12 protein-coding genes are annotated in these 16,832 nt (G+C 58.4%); 4 read left to right on the forward strand and 8 right to left on the reverse strand.

What is annotated here, in order from left to right; genetic code table 11:
- Positions 1-3: 3 nt before the first annotated feature.
- Complete coding sequence (locus tag AC5I5B_RS23570; RefSeq protein ID WP_003504589.1) at positions 4-669, reverse strand: transglutaminase-like cysteine peptidase; 666 nt, start codon at positions 667-669, stop codon at positions 4-6.
- Positions 670-900: 231 nt separating this feature from the next.
- On the opposite strand from AC5I5B_RS23570, the gene AC5I5B_RS23575 reads away from it, so the two are divergent.
- The 3 genes from AC5I5B_RS23575 (at position 901) to AC5I5B_RS23585 (ending at position 4,953) form a co-directional block, all read left to right on the forward strand.
- Positions 901-1,917 (forward strand): DUF1402 family protein, encoded by a 1,017-nt coding sequence (locus AC5I5B_RS23575; RefSeq protein ID WP_111793999.1) that lies wholly within the window; start codon positions 901-903, stop codon positions 1,915-1,917.
- Between the two features lie 377 nt (positions 1,918-2,294).
- A complete protein-coding gene (locus tag AC5I5B_RS23580) occupies positions 2,295-3,854 on the forward strand; it encodes a TerC family protein (RefSeq protein WP_174054776.1) in 1,560 nt (519 codons plus the stop codon).
- A 112-nt stretch (positions 3,855-3,966) separates the two neighbouring features.
- Positions 3,967-4,953 carry a LacI family DNA-binding transcriptional regulator gene (locus tag AC5I5B_RS23585; RefSeq protein WP_174054775.1) on the forward strand — a complete coding sequence of 329 codons (987 nt, stop codon included), beginning with the start codon at positions 3,967-3,969 and terminating at the stop codon, positions 4,951-4,953.
- A 32-nt stretch (positions 4,954-4,985) separates the two neighbouring features.
- Here the strand turns inward: AC5I5B_RS23585 and AC5I5B_RS23590 are convergent, their stop codons facing one another.
- From AC5I5B_RS23590 to AC5I5B_RS23600, 3 genes are all read right to left on the reverse strand, one after another.
- Entirely contained in the window at positions 4,986-6,671 is a 1,686-nt protein-coding gene (locus AC5I5B_RS23590) for a metallophosphoesterase family protein (protein ID WP_174054774.1), read from the reverse strand.
- The gene (locus tag AC5I5B_RS23595; RefSeq protein ID WP_080867208.1) at positions 6,665-7,273 is read right to left on the reverse strand and encodes a dual specificity protein phosphatase family protein; all 609 of its coding nucleotides are present in this window, start codon (positions 7,271-7,273) and stop codon (positions 6,665-6,667) included. Before AC5I5B_RS23595 ends, AC5I5B_RS23590 begins: the two co-directional genes overlap by 7 nt.
- A gap of 64 nt (positions 7,274-7,337) precedes the next feature.
- Positions 7,338-8,144: an inositol monophosphatase family protein gene (locus AC5I5B_RS23600; protein ID WP_060726727.1), complete on the reverse strand. Its 807-nt coding sequence runs from the start codon at positions 8,142-8,144 to the stop codon at positions 7,338-7,340.
- A 342-nt stretch (positions 8,145-8,486) separates the two neighbouring features.
- Between AC5I5B_RS23600 and AC5I5B_RS23605 the strand changes: the two genes are divergently transcribed.
- Positions 8,487-10,472: a putative bifunctional diguanylate cyclase/phosphodiesterase gene (locus AC5I5B_RS23605; RefSeq protein ID WP_175281018.1), complete on the forward strand. Its 1,986-nt coding sequence runs from the start codon at positions 8,487-8,489 to the stop codon at positions 10,470-10,472.
- A 298-nt stretch (positions 10,473-10,770) separates the two neighbouring features.
- On the opposite strand, the gene AC5I5B_RS23610 is transcribed toward AC5I5B_RS23605, so the two are convergent.
- Genes AC5I5B_RS23610 through tssI form a run of 4 tightly spaced genes read right to left on the reverse strand, consistent with a single transcriptional unit; the run spans position 10,771 to position 16,826 of the window.
- Positions 10,771-11,871: a hypothetical protein gene (locus AC5I5B_RS23610; RefSeq protein WP_060726676.1), complete on the reverse strand. Its 1,101-nt coding sequence runs from the start codon at positions 11,869-11,871 to the stop codon at positions 10,771-10,773.
- The gene (locus tag AC5I5B_RS23615) at positions 11,868-13,436 is read right to left on the reverse strand and encodes a DUF4150 domain-containing protein (protein WP_077998785.1); all 1,569 of its coding nucleotides are present in this window, start codon (positions 13,434-13,436) and stop codon (positions 11,868-11,870) included. Before AC5I5B_RS23615 ends, AC5I5B_RS23610 begins: the two co-directional genes overlap by 4 nt.
- Positions 13,433-14,515: a DUF2169 family type VI secretion system accessory protein gene (locus tag AC5I5B_RS23620; protein ID WP_233283016.1), complete on the reverse strand. Its 1,083-nt coding sequence runs from the start codon at positions 14,513-14,515 to the stop codon at positions 13,433-13,435. The genes AC5I5B_RS23615 and AC5I5B_RS23620 overlap by 4 nt, the downstream gene beginning before the upstream one ends.
- Before the next feature lie 46 nt (positions 14,516-14,561).
- Positions 14,562-16,826, reverse strand: a complete 2,265-nt coding sequence (gene tssI / locus AC5I5B_RS23625) for a type VI secretion system tip protein TssI/VgrG (protein ID WP_174054676.1) — start codon at positions 16,824-16,826, stop codon at positions 14,562-14,564.
- Between the last annotated feature and the right edge of the window lie 6 nt (positions 16,827-16,832).

Consider the following 16,832-nt stretch of genomic DNA (forward strand, 5'->3'; position numbering starts at 1 on the left):
GTTTCAGCGCGATTTGAAGATATCGAACAAGCTGCGGCGCGCTGTCGCTGAGGTGGCGGTAGCCCGACCAGCCTCGCGGGAGGCGATTGCCGGCGCAGCGGGCCCTTCTATATCCACCCAGCGACCGGCATGATCGGTGGATTGGCGTTTCAGATAGGTATAGGCCGTTTCGTCCCAGCGCAAAACCTTCGCCTTCATATTGTCGAGAATGAAATCTCCCCGATCGGTTCTGACTGTCAGGATGGCGTGGCCCTCTCCCCGTTCGTCCCGCACCACTGTTATCAGTAGATTTGAAACCGCAAAACCGGACTGCATCAGGCGCCTGCGCTTCTCCAGCGCAAGGTCTTCACAGTCGCCCGCACCCTTGTAGGGATATTCCCAATAATCTTCATAACCCCAAACCTCCATGTCGGTGCGCTGGTCTATCTCGACGTTAACGGCATTGTTCACCGAAACAATCGTTGCCCATGCATCGGGGGTGAGGGTGAGAGGCGGCATGGCCGTCACCGGCTGACATTCAACCGAATGCCGCTGGCAGAAATCATAGTGGCCGACAGGCTGCGACGTGATCTTGCCAGTCTGCATGAAAGGAGACGCCTGAACCGGCGCAGCCAGGCAGGTCGCAATCAGAATGAAACAGGCTTGCAGCAATTTGATGGAAAGGGTCATGGTCGTCTCCTGACGACAGACCTATCGGCGGCGATTTGCGTTCACATGAAACAAAAAGCTCGATTTTTAACGAACCCGGGATTTCGGTTTCGATCGTGCGGGACGTCGATCAGAACGCGCATCAAACGACGCCCAACGGTAATGTGAGCGATGCGAACTTGTCAGCTATGGCCGGCCTGCCTATGAAGGAGCGGTCGCCGCGATAACAATCCACATTACAGAGAACGCTGCATGAGCCTGTTTGCGAAGACCACCCGCGCAGCCGCCGTCATCCTGACGCTGGCCTCCCTTCCTTCCTACGCGCTGGCGCAACAGGTGACCGTCGTTCCTCCCGGAAACCGCTCCGCCGAGCAGCCGGAAATCCCCAGAGCCTCGGCGATCCGCACCAAGGCCTCGTACACGACATACGACGAAAAGTTCCGCAAGACGGTCGATCTTTTAAACAGCGAGCCCGCCCTTCTCGGCAAGATCAAGAAGGCCGCAGCGGCCTATGGCATAGACCCTGTCCACATCGTCGGCGCCATCGTCGGAGAACATACGTTCAACGTCTCGGCCGTGGATCGCCTGCAGACCTACTACATCAAGGCCATTTCCTACGCCGAACTCGATATAAAGTTCAGCTATGACGGCGTTTCCCTGAAGACATTTCTCCAGCGGCCCGAATTCCGGTCCTGCGAAACGCTTGCCACCACGTCGGAACAATGGAGCTGCCGCGATACCGTCTGGGACGAGAGTTTCCGCGGCAAGGTGGTGGATGGTGTGAGCTATGAGGCCATCTCCTTCCAGCGCGCTTTCTTCCAGCCCTTTTATGCCGGGCAGACCTTCGGCCTTGGCCAGATCAGCCCGTTGACGGCCCTGCAGGTGACCGATCTCGTCAACAGGACGAGCGGCCTGCCAAAACTGTCGGCGGACAGGCCGAAAGATATCTACCGTGACGTCATGGATCCCGACCGCAGCATCATCTACATCGCCGCCATCCTCAGGGATTCCATCGATGCCTACAGGGAAAAAGGTTTCGACATTTCCGGCAATCCCGGCATCACTGCCACGCTTTACAATGTCGGCCAGCCAAGGCGTCGCGCCGAACGTCTGCGGACTGCCGTGGATGCAGGGGCAAAAAAACTGCTGCCGGTCGAAAACTATTATGGATGGCTGATCAACGAGCGCCTCGACGTCCTGAAAAGCATTCTCGACGGCAAGGCCATCGACCAGCGGACGACCTCTGATATCGGCGGGAAAAAGCAATAACGGCTTTTTATCGTCAAACAATCAGGCAATCGCCCAGATTGCGCATCGCGCGCATTTTTCGGGAAATAACCGCTCATTTGCGCGCAAAGATTGCTCAAACGCATCGTCATGGCATCAAAAAACCGAAAATCGCTTTTCCAGCGGCCGAAAATTTGTTAGGTCGACCGGCACAAGAATTTACTGATAGTGGGATAAATCAACCCGATGCCTGACGAAGGCGACAGTACAGACGGTAGTCGACACCGAACGAGGCTGGCTCGCGTAACGCGAAGCCAGCCTCGGATTTTCTTGTTTTCATCAACGCGACGACTTCCAGCCTCGGATGTGCAATCCGGGGCTTTGCGCGTTTGCACCCATTCCCATAAAGGCTCCTGAACATGGAATTCCTCGCAGATCCGAACATCTGGATCGGCCTCGTCACCCTTATCGTTCTCGAAGTCGTCCTCGGCATCGACAATCTCGTTTTCATCGCGATCCTTGCCGACAAGCTGCCGCCGCACCAGCGCCACAGGGCCCGGATCGTCGGCCTGTCGCTGGCGCTCATCATGCGCCTCATGCTGCTGTTTTCCATCTCCTGGATCGTCACGCTGACACGGCCGCTTTTCACCGTCGCCGATTTTTCCTTCTCGGGGCGCGATCTCATCCTCATTCTCGGCGGCGCCTTCCTGCTCGCCAAGGGAACCATGGAGCTGCACGAACGGCTGGAAGGTGATCAGAAGCCGAAACAGGGCAAGGTAGTGCATGCGGTCTTCTGGCAGGTCATCGTGCAGATCGTGGTGCTCGATGCCGTGTTCTCGCTCGACAGCGTCATCACCGCTGTCGGCATGGTCAATAATCTCTGGGTGATGATTACCGCTGTCTGCGTGGCCATGGCCGTGATGATGGCAGCATCCAGGCCGCTGATGGCTTTCGTGTCGAAACATCCGACCGTGGTCATTCTCTGCCTCGGTTTTCTCCTGATGATCGGCTTCAGCCTGATTGTCGAGGGTTTCGGCTTCCATCTGCCCAAGGGTTATCTTTACGCCGCCATCGGCTTTTCCGTGCTTATCGAGGCGGCGAACCAGCTTGGCAGGCGCAACCGTGAAAAGCGCATCACCGCCGGCGATATGCGTGAGCGCACCTCCGACGCCATTCTGCGGCTTCTGGGCGGCCGGGTCGGCGAACAACCATCCCTCGGTGAGACTGCCGACGTCATCGCTGCACAGGCGGCACAAAGCGATCTGTTCAAATCCGAGGAGAAGGACATGATCCGCGGCGTGCTCACGCTTGCCGAGCGTCCCGTCGTCTCGATCATGACGCCACGAACGGAGATCGACTGGCTCGATGTCGACGCCGACCACGACACGCTGAGACACCGCCTGCTGGAACTCGACCATTCCCGATTGATGCTGGCGCAGGGCAAGCTGGATTCATTCCTCGGCGTCGCCGCGACCAGAGACCTGCTGCGCGATCTTCTGCACGACGGAAAACTGAACCTTGAGCGCTCGCTGCGTGAGCCGCTTGTGGTGCATGAAAGCGCCACGGCGCTGCAGGTCATGGAACAGCTGCGAAAATCGCCCCTGCAGATGGCCGTCATCATCGATGAATATGGCACGTTGCAGGGCATAGCAACGCCGACGGATATTCTCGAAGCGATTGCCGGCGAATTTCCGGATGAGGGCGAGGAGTCACAGATTTCCGAACGGGCGGAGGATGGTTCCTGGCTGCTTGATGGCACTGTGGATGTCAGAAGGGTATCCTATCTCCTGGATATCGATCTGGTGGACGAGGCCGACCGCTACTCCACAATCGCAGGCTACATCCTCTGGCGCCTCAATCGACTGCCCGAGGTCGGCGAACGTATTGCCGGCGATGGGTTCGAGTTCGAGATCGTCTCGTGCTCCGACAGAAACATCGAAAAGATCCGGGCGTGGAACACCACCCTCTCCGATGGATGATCCGGGCGCGGGAGGCGGCCGGCAGGAGCGCCTCCCGTCCAAATGTTTCGATTGGAATAGGCGACGCCATATGGCCTGTGATATCAGACCATGTTCGCAACGGGGGAGTTGAATGGCGAGAGGGTTCGTGACAGCCGAAGAAGTGGCGAAAAAGGCCGGGGTCTCGCGTTCCGCCGTCTCGCGCACCTTCACACCCGGCGGCAGCGTATCGAAGGCGGTGCGGCGCAAGGTGCTCAAAGCCGCACAGGAACTCGGCTACCGCGTCAACCGTCTGGCGCAGGGTCTCAACAATGACCGCTCCAATCTCATCGGCGTCGTCGGCGCCAATCTCAGTTCTCCCTTCATTTCAAAGCAGCTGGATCTTCTCAGCATCGGGCTTCTGCGCCGTGGCCTGCAATGTCTGTTGCTGAATGCGGCGGATGCCCGCAAGGACATTGCGCCGCTGATCGAGCGTCTCTTCGAATTCCGCGCACAGGCCATCGTCGTTCTCTCCGGTGAACCGCCAGCCTCGATCGTTGATGAATGCATCGCCAATGGCGTGCGCCTCATCCTCATCAATCAGCGTCTTGATCGCACCGATACGAACATGGTGCTGAGCGACGATTCCCGCGGCGCCGATCTTGCCGCCATGCGGCTTGTCGAAGCGAAATGCAAAAAGGTCGCGGTCATTTCCAGCGGCAGCCAGACGCCGGCACAGTTACGCCGCGCCAGCGCCTTCACCCAGCGCATGAGCATCGAAGGCGTCGAGGTCGTGCCATGGTCCGGCGGGCCGACGAGCTATGACAGCGGGTATCAGGCCGGCCGCGAGTTGCTCACGGACAAGACAATAGACGGCGCCTTCTGCGTGACCGATCTGCTGGCGCTTGGTTTCATGGATGCCGCCCGCCTGGAAATGGGCCGCCGGGTGCCGGAAGATATCTCGATCGTCGGTTTCGACGATATTCCGCAGGCCGGCTGGAAAAGCTACCAGTTGACGACCATTGCCCAGTCCTTCGACGCGCTGACCGAGAAGGTTTTGACCGCGCTCGATAGCGATGAGCCGGAAACCCGGCTTCAGGTCGTGCCCGTTTCCATGGTCGAGCGCATCACCGCGCGCTAGACCAAGTCTCCTTCCGGGCAAAACTCTTCAGTTCAAACCGCAACGCGTTCATGATGCGGCGCGAGCCGAAGCTCCAGATCGCGTGGGCTGCCTTCGGCACGCTCAAGAAACAGGCCGAGTGCTCCGAAGAAGATTTCGAGAAAGCTCTCCACCGAGCCATCGTGATGATCCGGCTCACGACCAAAGCGTTCCGCCAGCGTTCGATAAAGGGAAAGCCGTTGCGGCGCGATATGCGGCAGCGAAAGACCTGCGCCCTGGCGCAGGCAATACCAGTCCGCAATCAGCTCGAACATCGGCAGGTCTGAGGACAGGACAGCATCATCAGACGAGGATCGGTCTTCGCCTTCAAGCAGGTCGAGAACGTCCCGAACGCTTTTGTCGGCGATTGCCCTGACGACTTCGTCCGGCCATTCCCTGGCGAAATAACGATGCCTGATCAGCGCCCTGTTGTGACCCAGCAGAAAATCACCGTAATTACCCGCCGCGAAAGCCCGGTCGTTTTCCTCACCCGCCAGTGCTGTTTCCTGTGCGTAACCATGGCAAATGCGGCCATTGACCGGCAGGGCGGCCATCTCCACCGTCTCGACGCGGATTTCCTGACGCGACGGGTGCACGACCTTGAAGGCGGGCGGAAAGGCGACGAGCGACGGCACGGCGATATTGGTGAGCAAATTTTCGCCCTCACCGCGCCGGGTTACGCCTTCCACATGCAGGTGCCCGCTGAAATGGACGGCAAGCCCGGCCTGCAGCAGCGCATCCTCCACCGCCTTGCGCGGCGTGCGGCGCACGACATTGGTTTTTCCGAACAGGGCGCCTTCCGCACCGCTTGCGCCGTCGAAAGGATCGAGCGCTGGATAGTGGGAAAAGCCGAGCAATGTCTTGCCAAGCGCCTGCGCCCTGCGGCGCACATCAGCGATCCATTCAATGATGAAGGGCTTGCAGCGCAAAAGCGCGTTCCAGCCGCCGGAGGTGCTGTCGGTAAAAGCCGCGTCCTCACCCCTTTCAAACTCACCATCGAGTGGTTCGAAAATATTGGCGTCGATCATCAGGAGCCACAGGCCCGGCTCCGGCTCAACCAGATAGGAAGCATCCATCAGGCTATAGACATTGCGCCCATCGGGTGAGCGCACCTCGTACATCCGGTCTTCCGCCGCATCGGAAAGACCGAAGGGGGTTTCCCAATGCAGATAATCCGGCTGACGGAAATAACCGAAGGCCGCCATGGGGCCAAGGCCCGCCGGATAACCCTCGCAATACATGCGATCGCTGATAATGACGCCCTCGCCGGCCCGCCGTGCATCGCTTGAAACGGAAAGGCATTTGCCATTCTCCGTCAGAAATTCCTTGGTATGGTGCCGGCCACGTGGGCCGAAAATATCGTGATTTCCGGGCAGTGCATAAAAGGCGGTGCCGTGGGCATGGCTGTGGCGCTGCAGAATGCCCTTCAGCGTCTCAGTCGTTTCCCGCTGGCCGTCATCGGTATAATCGCCAAGCAGCACCACATGGCGAATGCCGCGCTGGCGCACGTCTTCAAGCGCCGCGTGCAGCGCATCGGTGCTTTCGTTGAAAACCCGGGTGGATTCGCGTGTATCGGACCAGCTGCGCATGGTGATGCGCTGGCCATCGATCTCAATGCCGGGAAACCCGAAATCGGCAGCCGTGTCGTGAAAATGCACGTCGGCGATGACGGCAACCGAGGGAAGCGTGCGTGTCAGCATGAGTGAGCGGTCTTTCTGCCCTCGACCATGTCGATCCATTCGGAAGCACGGCGAGCGGCGGCATAAAGCATCGGTTTCGGTGTCTCGAACCATTCATCCGGCCGCAATTCCCGTCTCGTGCGGATCACGGCCAGTGCATCGTCGAGGGTGGGATAGAGATCCGGCTGCTGCTTGTGCAGGAAAAGCGCCACCAGCGAAACGGAGCGGCTGCGACCGCCGCGGCAATTGACGAGCACATTGCCGCCATCGGCAAAGGGATAGGTTTCCCGCTTCGGCATGGTCTGGCGAAGCGCGCCGTCGAGAATGTAATAGGCGCCCAGCATCATGGTGTCGGGGCTACCCTCGCCATCAATAAGGCCGAGCTTGTAATAACGAATGTCGCCATAACCTACCGCGCGCCTGTCGCCCTCTTCTGCCGTGGCCTGCACGAGATTGATATCCAGATTGACGGCGCAATTGACGACGATGGTGATGCCATGCCGGCGCAGGAGCCCGAGATCACCCGCACCATCGCTGCCGCCAATGTAAAGCGCAGCATTGTGCGGGCCCAGCCCTTCCGCAATCAGGCTGATTGCTGGCCGGGCATAAACGGGTCCGTCCATTTCATTCCTCCACATGCACGGAGCCCCCTTTAAAGGGTCTCCGTCATAAATCATCCCGCCGCAGCTACCGCGCGGCAAGGACTATGTTCGACGCCTGGCTGACGCCTTTGGCAACACCGGCGGCTGCGGCCAGCACCGGCCCGCCATCCCTCAGACTGCCAATCTCCAGAAATGGGCACACGTCGCCGCCAGCTTCGCTGACGAGTAGCAGGCCCGCAAGACAATCCCATGAATTCATATGCAATTCGAGATAGCCGTCGGAACGGCCATCGGCCACATAGGCGAGCGCCAGAGCACCGGAGCCGGCGCGGCGGACATTCGCGCCCATATCGAGCAGCTTCGTGACCACATCGAGATAGGTGGCGTTCGCGACCCGGGTGGACCAGCCCATCTCGATCGAAGCCGCATCGAAACGCTCCGTTTCCGCCGTCCGGATCGGCTCCCCGTTACGTGTCGCACCTTCGCCGCGGCGGGCGAGATAAAGCTCGCCGAGGGCGGGGTTATAGATCGCTCCGATTTCTGTCCGTCCGTTTTCGACATATGCGATAGAGATGCAGAAATGCGGAATGCCACGGGCAAAATTGGCGGTGCCGTCAATAGGATCCACCACCCAGACGCGCTCTCCGATCTCGCCGCCGCCTTCTTCGCCGAAAAAACTGTCATCCGGGAAAGCAGCCGAGATCGCACCGCGAATATGCGCTTCGGAAGCCGCATCCGTCACCGTCAGAAAATCCTGCGGCCCCTTCATCGAAAAACTGCGCGTGGCCTCGCCCTCAAAACCTTTCAGCACCAGCTCCCCGGCGGACAGGATAACGCTGCGGCACAGTTCGGCTCGCGCCGCCAAGGTGTCGGGATAGTGGATTAAATCCATGTGCAAGAACCATTCCTCGAATTTTGAACACGCGTTCATAATGCACGCGCGCTCAAGCTTTTCAAGAGAATCTAAAAGGGAACTCATGAATATCGAGGGAGAGAAGCCTCATTCTACCAGATCAATAGATTTTCCACGGCGCATGGCAAGAAGCGAAGGGTTTTCTCACCCATCGGACATACCAATCCAGGAAACGCTTAATAACGAAAATAATGAAATGTTGCGAAATGCAGCGCCTGCATCTTGCGGTTGATACAGTTTTATGTCGGTTAACCCTGTGCATTTCCAATGATGTAACGGGAATTAAGTTACAAATGCCGCTCTGTACTTGAAGAGCCATAAATGAAATTACTGACCGCCACACAAAAATTGCAGGACTTCGTGTCCGTTCGGTCCGACAATCCTGATCTGCTGAAAGCGCAGTACCGTGCTTTCACCCGACAGATGCCGATGATGTATTTCATTCTGCTCTCAAGTACATGGGCGCTTGCCGTAACGCATATGCAGGTGGCGCCGCTCTGGCTCACCATTGGAATTCCCGGTCTCTTCACCCTCGGCTGCACGCTGAGAGTCACCTTCTGGTGGAGGACGCGTGGTATAGATCCCGCACCCAAGGTGGCGCATGCAGCCCTTCAGCGTACCAATCGTCTGGCTGCCGGCATCGCCATGGCATTCACGCTCTGGTCTTTTTTGCTGGTGCCCTATGGGGATGCCTATACGCGATCCCACGTCGCCTTCTATATGGCGATTACCGTCATTTCCTGCATTTTCTGTCTGATGTATGTTCGCTCGGCCGCTTTCATGGTGACGGTCATCGTCAATGGCGCCTTCATCGCCTTCTTTCTGGCGTCGCGGCAACCGACATTTGTCGCCATCGCCATCAACGTGCTGCTGGTCTGCACCGGCATGATGTCCATCCTGCTGACCAACTACCGCAATTTCGAGCGCATGGTCATTTCACAGCAGCGCACGGAAGCGCTCAGCAATGAAAACCTGCTGCTTGCCAATATTGACAGCCTGACGGAACTGCCCAACCGCCGCGCCTTCTTCGCCCACCTTGAAGCCGAGCTCGAAAAGGCGAGGACCAACGGAACCCGGCTGGCGCTGGGCGTCATCGATCTGGACGGGTTCAAGCCGGTCAACGACCTTTATGGACACTCCGTGGGAGACAGGCTGTTGATCAATGTCAGCAAGCGCCTCACCGCCAATCTGAAGGCCAGCAAGGCGTTTCGACTGGGCGGCGACGAATTTGCCATTGTCGCGCCTATCATACCTGATGATGCGCAACTCGTGGCAAATGCCAATGCGATCTCCGAGCAGCTGAGGGTGCCTTACCATATGCCTGAGGGAACGGTGCATGTTTCCGCATCCATGGGAATAGCGGTCTTTCCACACCTCGCCTCCACGCTCGAGCAGCTTTTCGACAGGGCTGACTATGCCCTCTACCATGCCAAGAAAACCCGGCGTGGCGATGCCGTTCTGTTCGATGCGGAGCACGAAAAGCAGATCAATATTGAAGCCCGCGTCGAGCACCTGCTCAAACAGCGGGATATGGAAAACGAGCTTTCGGTCGTGTTCCAGCCGATCGTCGATATACGCGACGGAAGGACGGCAGGGTTTGAAGCGCTGGCGCGCTGGCACAGCCCGGTTCTCGGGCATGTGCCGCCTTGCCAGTTCTTCCCCATCGCGGAACGGGCCGGCATCGTCGGTTCGCTGACGCGGCCGCTTCTCAAAATGGCGCTCGCCTCCGCCGCCACATGGGAACCCTCCCTGCGCCTGTCGTTCAACCTTTCGGCCCAGGACCTCAATTCCCATGAGGGCGAGCTTTCCCTGCTCGGCATCATCGAAAACAGCAGCTTCGATGCACGACGGCTGGACCTTGAAATTACCGAGACGGCTTTTGCCCATGATTTCGAACAGGTGAGGCAATCGGTCGAAATGCTGCGCCGCCTCGGCTGCGGCATATCGCTGGACGATTTCGGCACCGGCTATTCCAGCCTGACGCGACTGCATGCATTGCCGCTGACCAAGATCAAGATCGACCGCAGCTTCGTCACGGACCTGCACGAAAAACCGGCCAGCTACAAAATCGTGAAATCCCTCCTCACCCTCAGTCGCGACATGGGACTGGAATGCGTGGTGGAAGGGGTGGAAACACCCGCCGAGCTAACCGCACTCGAAGGCCTCGGCGCCACGCTGGTGCAGGGCTACATCTATGCGCCGCCGCTTCGGGAAGAGGATGTCGGTGCGTTTCTTTCGGGCCAGGCGAGTCCCAAACATCGCACCAAATCCATAGCTCTCAAAAATCCAAACAAGGCTTGGTGGTAAGCTCCGATGCGCTCCCAAGTAAAACTTCCCCAGCGCCGGAATAGACATCACCGATGAGCCAACCTGGGTCAGGGATACATCAAGCGCCAAAGAGATGATACGTGCCTCATCAAGGACATGCAGCCGTATTGCAGCGTCCCGGTGGCGGCCCATGTGTCTCGGCATTGTGGTTCGCCGCTGTAGTTGTCGGGGGGAGGCTCATGCCATTTCCCTCCCGGTCCACGTTGCTGCGATTTTAGAAGGCCTCAGGCAGACCCAGCCGCATCAATAACATTCGAAGCCTTCGGAAGCTCGCAACTCAGAGATCTGGGTGTTCTATCCGCTCCCAAGCCGCACCATCGAAGCGGAAAACATCTTTCGATGCGACGACCCAAAGCACGTTTTCGATCACCTGCGCAAAAAACGGACCATTGTCGATAGATTCGTTATCATCACGATTGCTCAAGCGCGGAAGAGGAGGATCAAATCTGCCAAAACGTCCTGTCTTGGGATCATACTCATAAAGACCGCCGGGACGAACGCTCGCCGCCATGACGAGTTTTTCCCGATACGGAGTGATCATGTGAAAGAGATTATGCTGCTGCCGTAATGCGACAGGCGAAAATCCCCGTGTGTGACTTCCGTGTATGAGAACACCTTCTCTCCCACATACCCAGACACTGTCAGGATTCTCGATGTAAATTCCGGTCAAAGCGGCCACCGGAATTGGAATTTTCAGTTCGTGCAACTCATGACCATCCCAGAAACAAAGGACCGGTTTGGTACCAGGCCCCTCCTCCCCGCAAAGATAGATGGCTTCTTCCGACAAACCGTTTATGTCAAAGAACAGTATATCGCGGGAGGCTGGATTGAGGGCCGACCGAGTGACCCATTCCTGCCATTCCGGAGAAAGAAATTCCGGCTCTTTTTCAGGCTTTGCTTCCTCCTGCGCATTTGGGTTCAGCAACAATTTATCGGTCAGGAGACGCCAATCATTGTTCCCCTTGCGAACATAGATTTGCCCCCCCTCTCCGCAGGCATATAGGTGTTGCCCGATCTCGCGGATGCGAGTGAGACGCCCGTAGCCTTTCGAATCGTCACTCCAACTACCGGCTCCCTGAATTTTCTCTTGAAAATTCTCCTTCCAGTAGGTGTGATAAACGTCACCCTCCGACGACAGCAAAACGAAATAACCATCTGGCGTAGCGTGCTCAGCGCTATGATACACAGTCATGCTTTGAATATGGAAACCGAAGTCGGAATACGTCCAGTCCTGCGGCGGCACGTCGTCACGATCATACCGATAAAATCGGCCATCAGGATCGAAAGGTTCAGCATTGTCTCTCGTTGCGACAACGGCGAGCGTTTTGCCCGACCTCGCATATGCTCTCGTGAAATCGATAGGCAGCTTGGTTTTCATGGTTTTCTGGTCGCTCCTTCAACAGCTCCAGACTTCAAAGCCGATATGGTTTCTTCAGGAAGGGGAGGATATTGTTTAGCTCGTAAAAGCTGGAACGGATTTTTTCCAGCATATTGGGTCGTCAGGGCTGCCATAATCTCTTTTGCACAATCGGGCCTCACGCTTATCATAGCCTGGGCTGACGCCTGAACTACTTTATGTAAGGGTGCCGTAAAAGGTGGCGTTGAATTTCTACCCGCATTTTCGATCGCCTTGTCCGCCAGATGACCACCCCAGTGCTCGGTTTGCTCTACCCGGGCATTCCCAATAACACATATAGCCATACCATCATTAAGGCTGGGCATATTCGGAATGCGCTTATCGGCATCCTCTCTCGCGCCATAACGAAGCGTCCAGTCCGGAACTATATGGTGAGCCTGCATGCCGTACTGACCGCAGACGCTCTTCATCTTGGCGTAACGGTCGACCTGACACTTCTTGCGGTATTCGTCCCGATCGGAGACACGTACGGTTTCGCTCTGGGGTAATGCCTGTGGCCGGCTTTCTGGTTCCTCACGCACTCGCTGCCGATGTCGACGGAGCTCCTCCATCGCCCAATCCCGCATCTCCCAGCTGTCATGTCCGGCGTCGACACCCTCGTCGAACATTTCTTTGATCCGCCGCTCCTGATCGTCCCGTGGGACGACGTCAGACAGATTTGCACCATTATCGGGGATAAGGACGCTTGATAATATCCCGATGACATTTAGGCGGCGGGCCCAAATGCCCACCCTCGCAAGACGGCCAACTTTTGCAAGATCGCTCACAACCCTGTGAGGCGGGGTACGATACCACTGAGGCGCTCGGGCGGGTCCCGGGGTTATCACCCTTCCCGGACCACGAGGAACAGTCTGGGGGACAGTCGGCCTTGTCGCCGGCATTCCTCCGCGAAGTGCTTGCGCAGAGTTTTGAGCTGCCCCAGTCGTCGCTGCGGCAGCCGATCCCGCATAAGCGTATTTCTCACCCGCTTTAAACGGCTCGGGCGACGCATCGCTCATAACCCGGCCTTCGTCCGACCCGTCCTGCCATCTAAGCGACCCCCGCACCGGATCATCATCCTTGGGAGGATCATAGGTCTGCGTGCTGCGGACGAAGATCGCCTCACCCTGGGTATTCCTGCTGTTCATATAAAAACGATCGAGGTGGCGAATGACATGCGAGCCTTCAGCAAGCACCTGATCAGCGTGCCCGATGGGTTCGCAGATGCTTTCCACCGTGCCGGATTTTACCCCCTTACGGTTACCGGGCGCGTCGCCGTGCACATGTGTCGTACACGAACGCATCACCATTGCCTTTTTGCCGGTGAACCGAACAGACGGCGTATAGTTTTTATCATGGCCGCAAAAATCCACGACCGGATAGGGAATAGGCACCACCGACGAGCCAACCGGTGTCAGGCATACATCAGGTGCCAAAGAGACGATACGCGCCTCATCGATGTCACGCAGTCCCTCACGCGGTGTCCCCGTCGTCCATGTGCCGGGATATTGGGGCTCTCCGATATAATTGTCGCGGGGGATGCTCATGCTGTCTCCCTCTCGGTTAAAGCCGCTTCGGTTTCGGGCGACTTCAGACGAACGCGCGTCAGGGTAAGTTTTGTTTCACCGGCATCGGGAAGAGGAAACCTGATGCGCCAGGTCAGAAGCACCCGTCCGTCATTGCGCCAGTCGAATTGCACACCATCAAGCTTCAGCACATGCCATTCATCGCGATCTTCGCGAGAGCAATGGACACCGAGGGTAAGGCCAGGCAACGAGCCTTTCGCGACCGGATGCTCAGAACTCAGGTTAACCAGCTCGTAGTTCTCGTCACCCTTGAGGTGAGGCGTCGCGATGAGATCAGGATGGGCCGCCTGCCAGAAGCGTGGATCAAAATCACGCGGCAAGAGGGGGTGCCTCTCCTCCCGCCAACCATCATCATAGGTTCCGGAATATTGCTGACGGAACTGCCACCAAGGCGAAACGAGCCCAAATCCCTGCGGTTCCGGCGTGCTCCGCCAATCGGAATGCTCACCGACGGCAGCGATCTGCGGAGCTGGAACAGGCCCGGCGTCGGCAGGCATCTCAAGATTGACGATGCCGCACCCAAGCGGGTTTCGGCGCTCCACGTCAATCGGTGTTTCCGTCCCCGCGTCACCTGTGCCAGGGATCGCGCCGCCATAAGCGTTGCGCCAGCATATGGCCACGCTTCTAGCCGGTTCAGGATCGCTCAGTTTCCAATCCGCTATGACACGTTTGGCTTCCCTGGCGGAAAAACCTGCCCATTTCTCCTTAACGACAGGCTGCCAGAAGCGTCTGCCGAAAACCTCGATTTGCTTGAAAATTCCGCCAACGCGGATGGAGGCACGCCAGGATTTCTCCGGCTCGCCGCTCGCAGACCACGCATTCCCGAGAAAGGTTATATCCGTCCCGGGCTTGTCCGGGGTAAGATCGCTTTGGCGCAGGAGGACGGTCTGGTGCGGATCGCCCTCATAGGCGTCCTCCCATTGAAAACTTTCCTGCTCGGCTGCGATATCCAGAGAACCGCCCTGGGCATGCATGAATGTTGCACGCACGGAGACGATACAATCGAGCCCTCCTTCGGCATCGAACTGACGGAAAGCCATGGCGGGAAACGGCAGGCGGTTCTGAAGTTCCAAGACCCGGCCTCCGTCAGTTCAGATCGATCGGCTTGCCGCGAAGCTGAAAATGATCCGTCGCCACGAAGTTGAAGGTCTTGCCAAGAATGATGACCTCGCCATTCGCCTTCATGATGAATTTGGAATCGCCGCATTCGATGACGAACTCTTCACCGACTGCAATCTTCTTGAACTTTCCGACGCTTTCCAGCGACGTCTGGCCGACATTCGTAACCTTGCTGACCCCGATCTGCTCAGCCCGCGCCACCCCGACGCTGTCGGATTTGAATGTGCTGACGATCGTGTTCATGATGCCCGGCAGCGGAAACAATCCCGAAGCATCGGAACCGACGCCCGAGCCGGAACCGGCAAGCGCCGTACCGGCGTCCGCACGCGGACTTGGACCGGAGACAACACCTTCGCGTGCGGAAAGACCGCCCGCACCGAGGAAACCTAGCGCCGATGAGGCAAGCGTGGTAGCGAAGGCCGCGAGACCCGGGCCGCCGCCGCCGGCGATCTGGGCGGCTTGCGAAAGCAACCCGGCCGTCTGCCCGGAGAGCGCCTGTACGCCGGCCATGGCCATCATCGCCATCGGCCCCGTACCGCCGACGACGGTGTTCACCGAGCCGCCGATCTCGTGTTTCTGGTTGCCGGAAACTTCCACCGCGCGGTTGCCGCCGACTGAGGCGACCTCATGCCGGTCGATGCGCTTGGTCCGGTCATTCAATACCCGGGTGGTCTGGTCCTTCTGGGCGTGAAAAAACTGGTTCTCCTTGCCGGCCTCATCCTCGAAGGTGATTTCGTTGAAACCGTCGCCCTTGTGACTGTTGGAGCGAAGCACCATGCGCGTCTTGTTGGCGGGCAGATCGTAGGGCACGGAATTGGCGGGATTGTTGACCACGCCTATGACCAGCGGTTTGTCCGGGTCGCCATCGACAAAGGCCACCATCACTTCCATGCCGATGCGCGGGATAACCTGCGCACCCCATGTACCGCCGCCCCATGCCTGGCTGACACGAACCCAGCACGTATCCGTGCCATCCTTCTTCGCCTTGCGATCCCACGGGAACCACAGCTTGATGCGGCCATACTGGTCAGGATGGATTTCTTCGCCTTCAGGGCCGGCGACGATCGCCACCTGCGTGCCTTCGATGCGCGGGCGCTTCGTCGTCCGGTGTGGCGTCAGCGGCACACGAGCCGGGATCGCTTCGAAGTGATTGCGATATTCCGGCTCGTTGCTGTTTGTCTCATAAGAGAGATCAACAATGCTATGGCTTGCCCTGATGATCACATGTTCTTCATAGGCATGCTCTGGATGGGCAACCTCGAAAGGCGTGAAACGGCGGCCGGCCTCCAGAATGCGCGTGGTCGACGAACCGAACACCCGGTCGTGATCGGCCTCGATCGCCTGGGTGCGCAGTTTCTGCGCCCGCTCGGCCTCTGCCACCGTCTTGATGCGGGCCGGATATTCGTAAAGCTCGCGCTTCGTCGCATCCGGCATCTGCACCAGTGAGGGCGTCATTGTGCCCGGCACCATGCCCGGCGTCTCGAAATTCCAGTCCGCACCCGCGCGCTGGCCCGGGACATAGGAGAAACGCCGTGCCCAGTCGTTGATGTGGTTGCGATCCGACGAACCCTGCGCCAGACGCACCGTCCCCTCACCCTGCGCGGCCGGCGACGGCCCAAGCCAGCCACTGGCGCTATCGGCCACATGCAGCTTGTGGGAACCATCCTCATGGCTGAACCAGTAGAACAGGCCGTCCTCTTCAAAGCGGCGCAAAAGATAGTCGAGGTCCGTCTCGTTAAACTGGACGCTGTAGTGCTGTGCGGGTGGCGGAGAAATGATGCCCGACGTATCGGGCGCGGGAATGCCGTGTTCGGAAAACAGCGTCTCGACGACCTCGACCGCCGTCCTGTCCATCCAGATACGGCAATCCGAGCGGCGCGACAGAAGCCACATTTGCGGGCGGAGGGTCATGGCGTAAGAGCGCAAACCGCGTGTGATCGGCGGGCCTTCATGCAGCTCCGTCACCAGGCCGTTGAACGGGCGGCGAACACCGCCGCCATCCCCCTCGCCCTGGCTGATCTCGATGGAGATATCGACCAGCCGTCCGATCAGTTCCTCGGGCTTGACCGCTTCTTTCTTGGCCCGCACGGTCAGGCGGATGTCGAAGAGCTGCGACACGCCCTCCTCGACCGTCAGGCGCTCCGGCAGAAGCTGATCCTCGCCGAGTGGCGAAGAAACCTTCAGAACGCGACTTGCCTGAACGAAATCAGAAAAAGACGGCTGGTCGTTCATGGGACA

The sequence above is a fragment of the Agrobacterium sp. genome, from assembly GCF_059499945.1.

Bases quoted from the DNA above. Each gene is read 5' to 3' on its own strand.
- AC5I5B_RS23595 (WP_080867208.1), bottom strand. From the start codon at position 7,273: ATGGACGGACCCGTTTATGCCCGGCCAGCAATCAGCCTGATTGCGGAA.
- AC5I5B_RS23570 (WP_003504589.1), bottom strand. From the start codon at position 669: ATGACCCTTTCCATCAAATTGCTGCAAGCCTGTTTCATTCTGATTGCG.
- tssI (WP_174054676.1), bottom strand. From the start codon at position 16,826: ATGAACGACCAGCCGTCTTTTTCTGATTTCGTTCAGGCAAGTCGCGTT.
- AC5I5B_RS23615 (WP_077998785.1), bottom strand. From the start codon at position 13,436: ATGAGCATCCCCCGCGACAATTATATCGGAGAGCCCCAATATCCCGGC.
- AC5I5B_RS23610 (WP_060726676.1), bottom strand. From the start codon at position 11,871: ATGAAAACCAAGCTGCCTATCGATTTCACGAGAGCATATGCGAGGTCG.
- AC5I5B_RS23580 (WP_174054776.1), top strand. From the start codon at position 2,295: ATGGAATTCCTCGCAGATCCGAACATCTGGATCGGCCTCGTCACCCTT.
- AC5I5B_RS23605 (WP_175281018.1), top strand. From the start codon at position 8,487: ATGAAATTACTGACCGCCACACAAAAATTGCAGGACTTCGTGTCCGTT.
- AC5I5B_RS23575 (WP_111793999.1), top strand. From the start codon at position 901: ATGAGCCTGTTTGCGAAGACCACCCGCGCAGCCGCCGTCATCCTGACG.
- AC5I5B_RS23585 (WP_174054775.1), top strand. From the start codon at position 3,967: ATGGCGAGAGGGTTCGTGACAGCCGAAGAAGTGGCGAAAAAGGCCGGG.
- AC5I5B_RS23620 (WP_233283016.1), bottom strand. From the start codon at position 14,515: ATGGCTTTCCGTCAGTTCGATGCCGAAGGAGGGCTCGATTGTATCGTC.
- AC5I5B_RS23590 (WP_174054774.1), bottom strand. From the start codon at position 6,671: ATGCTGACACGCACGCTTCCCTCGGTTGCCGTCATCGCCGACGTGCAT.
- AC5I5B_RS23600 (WP_060726727.1), bottom strand. From the start codon at position 8,144: ATGGATTTAATCCACTATCCCGACACCTTGGCGGCGCGAGCCGAACTG.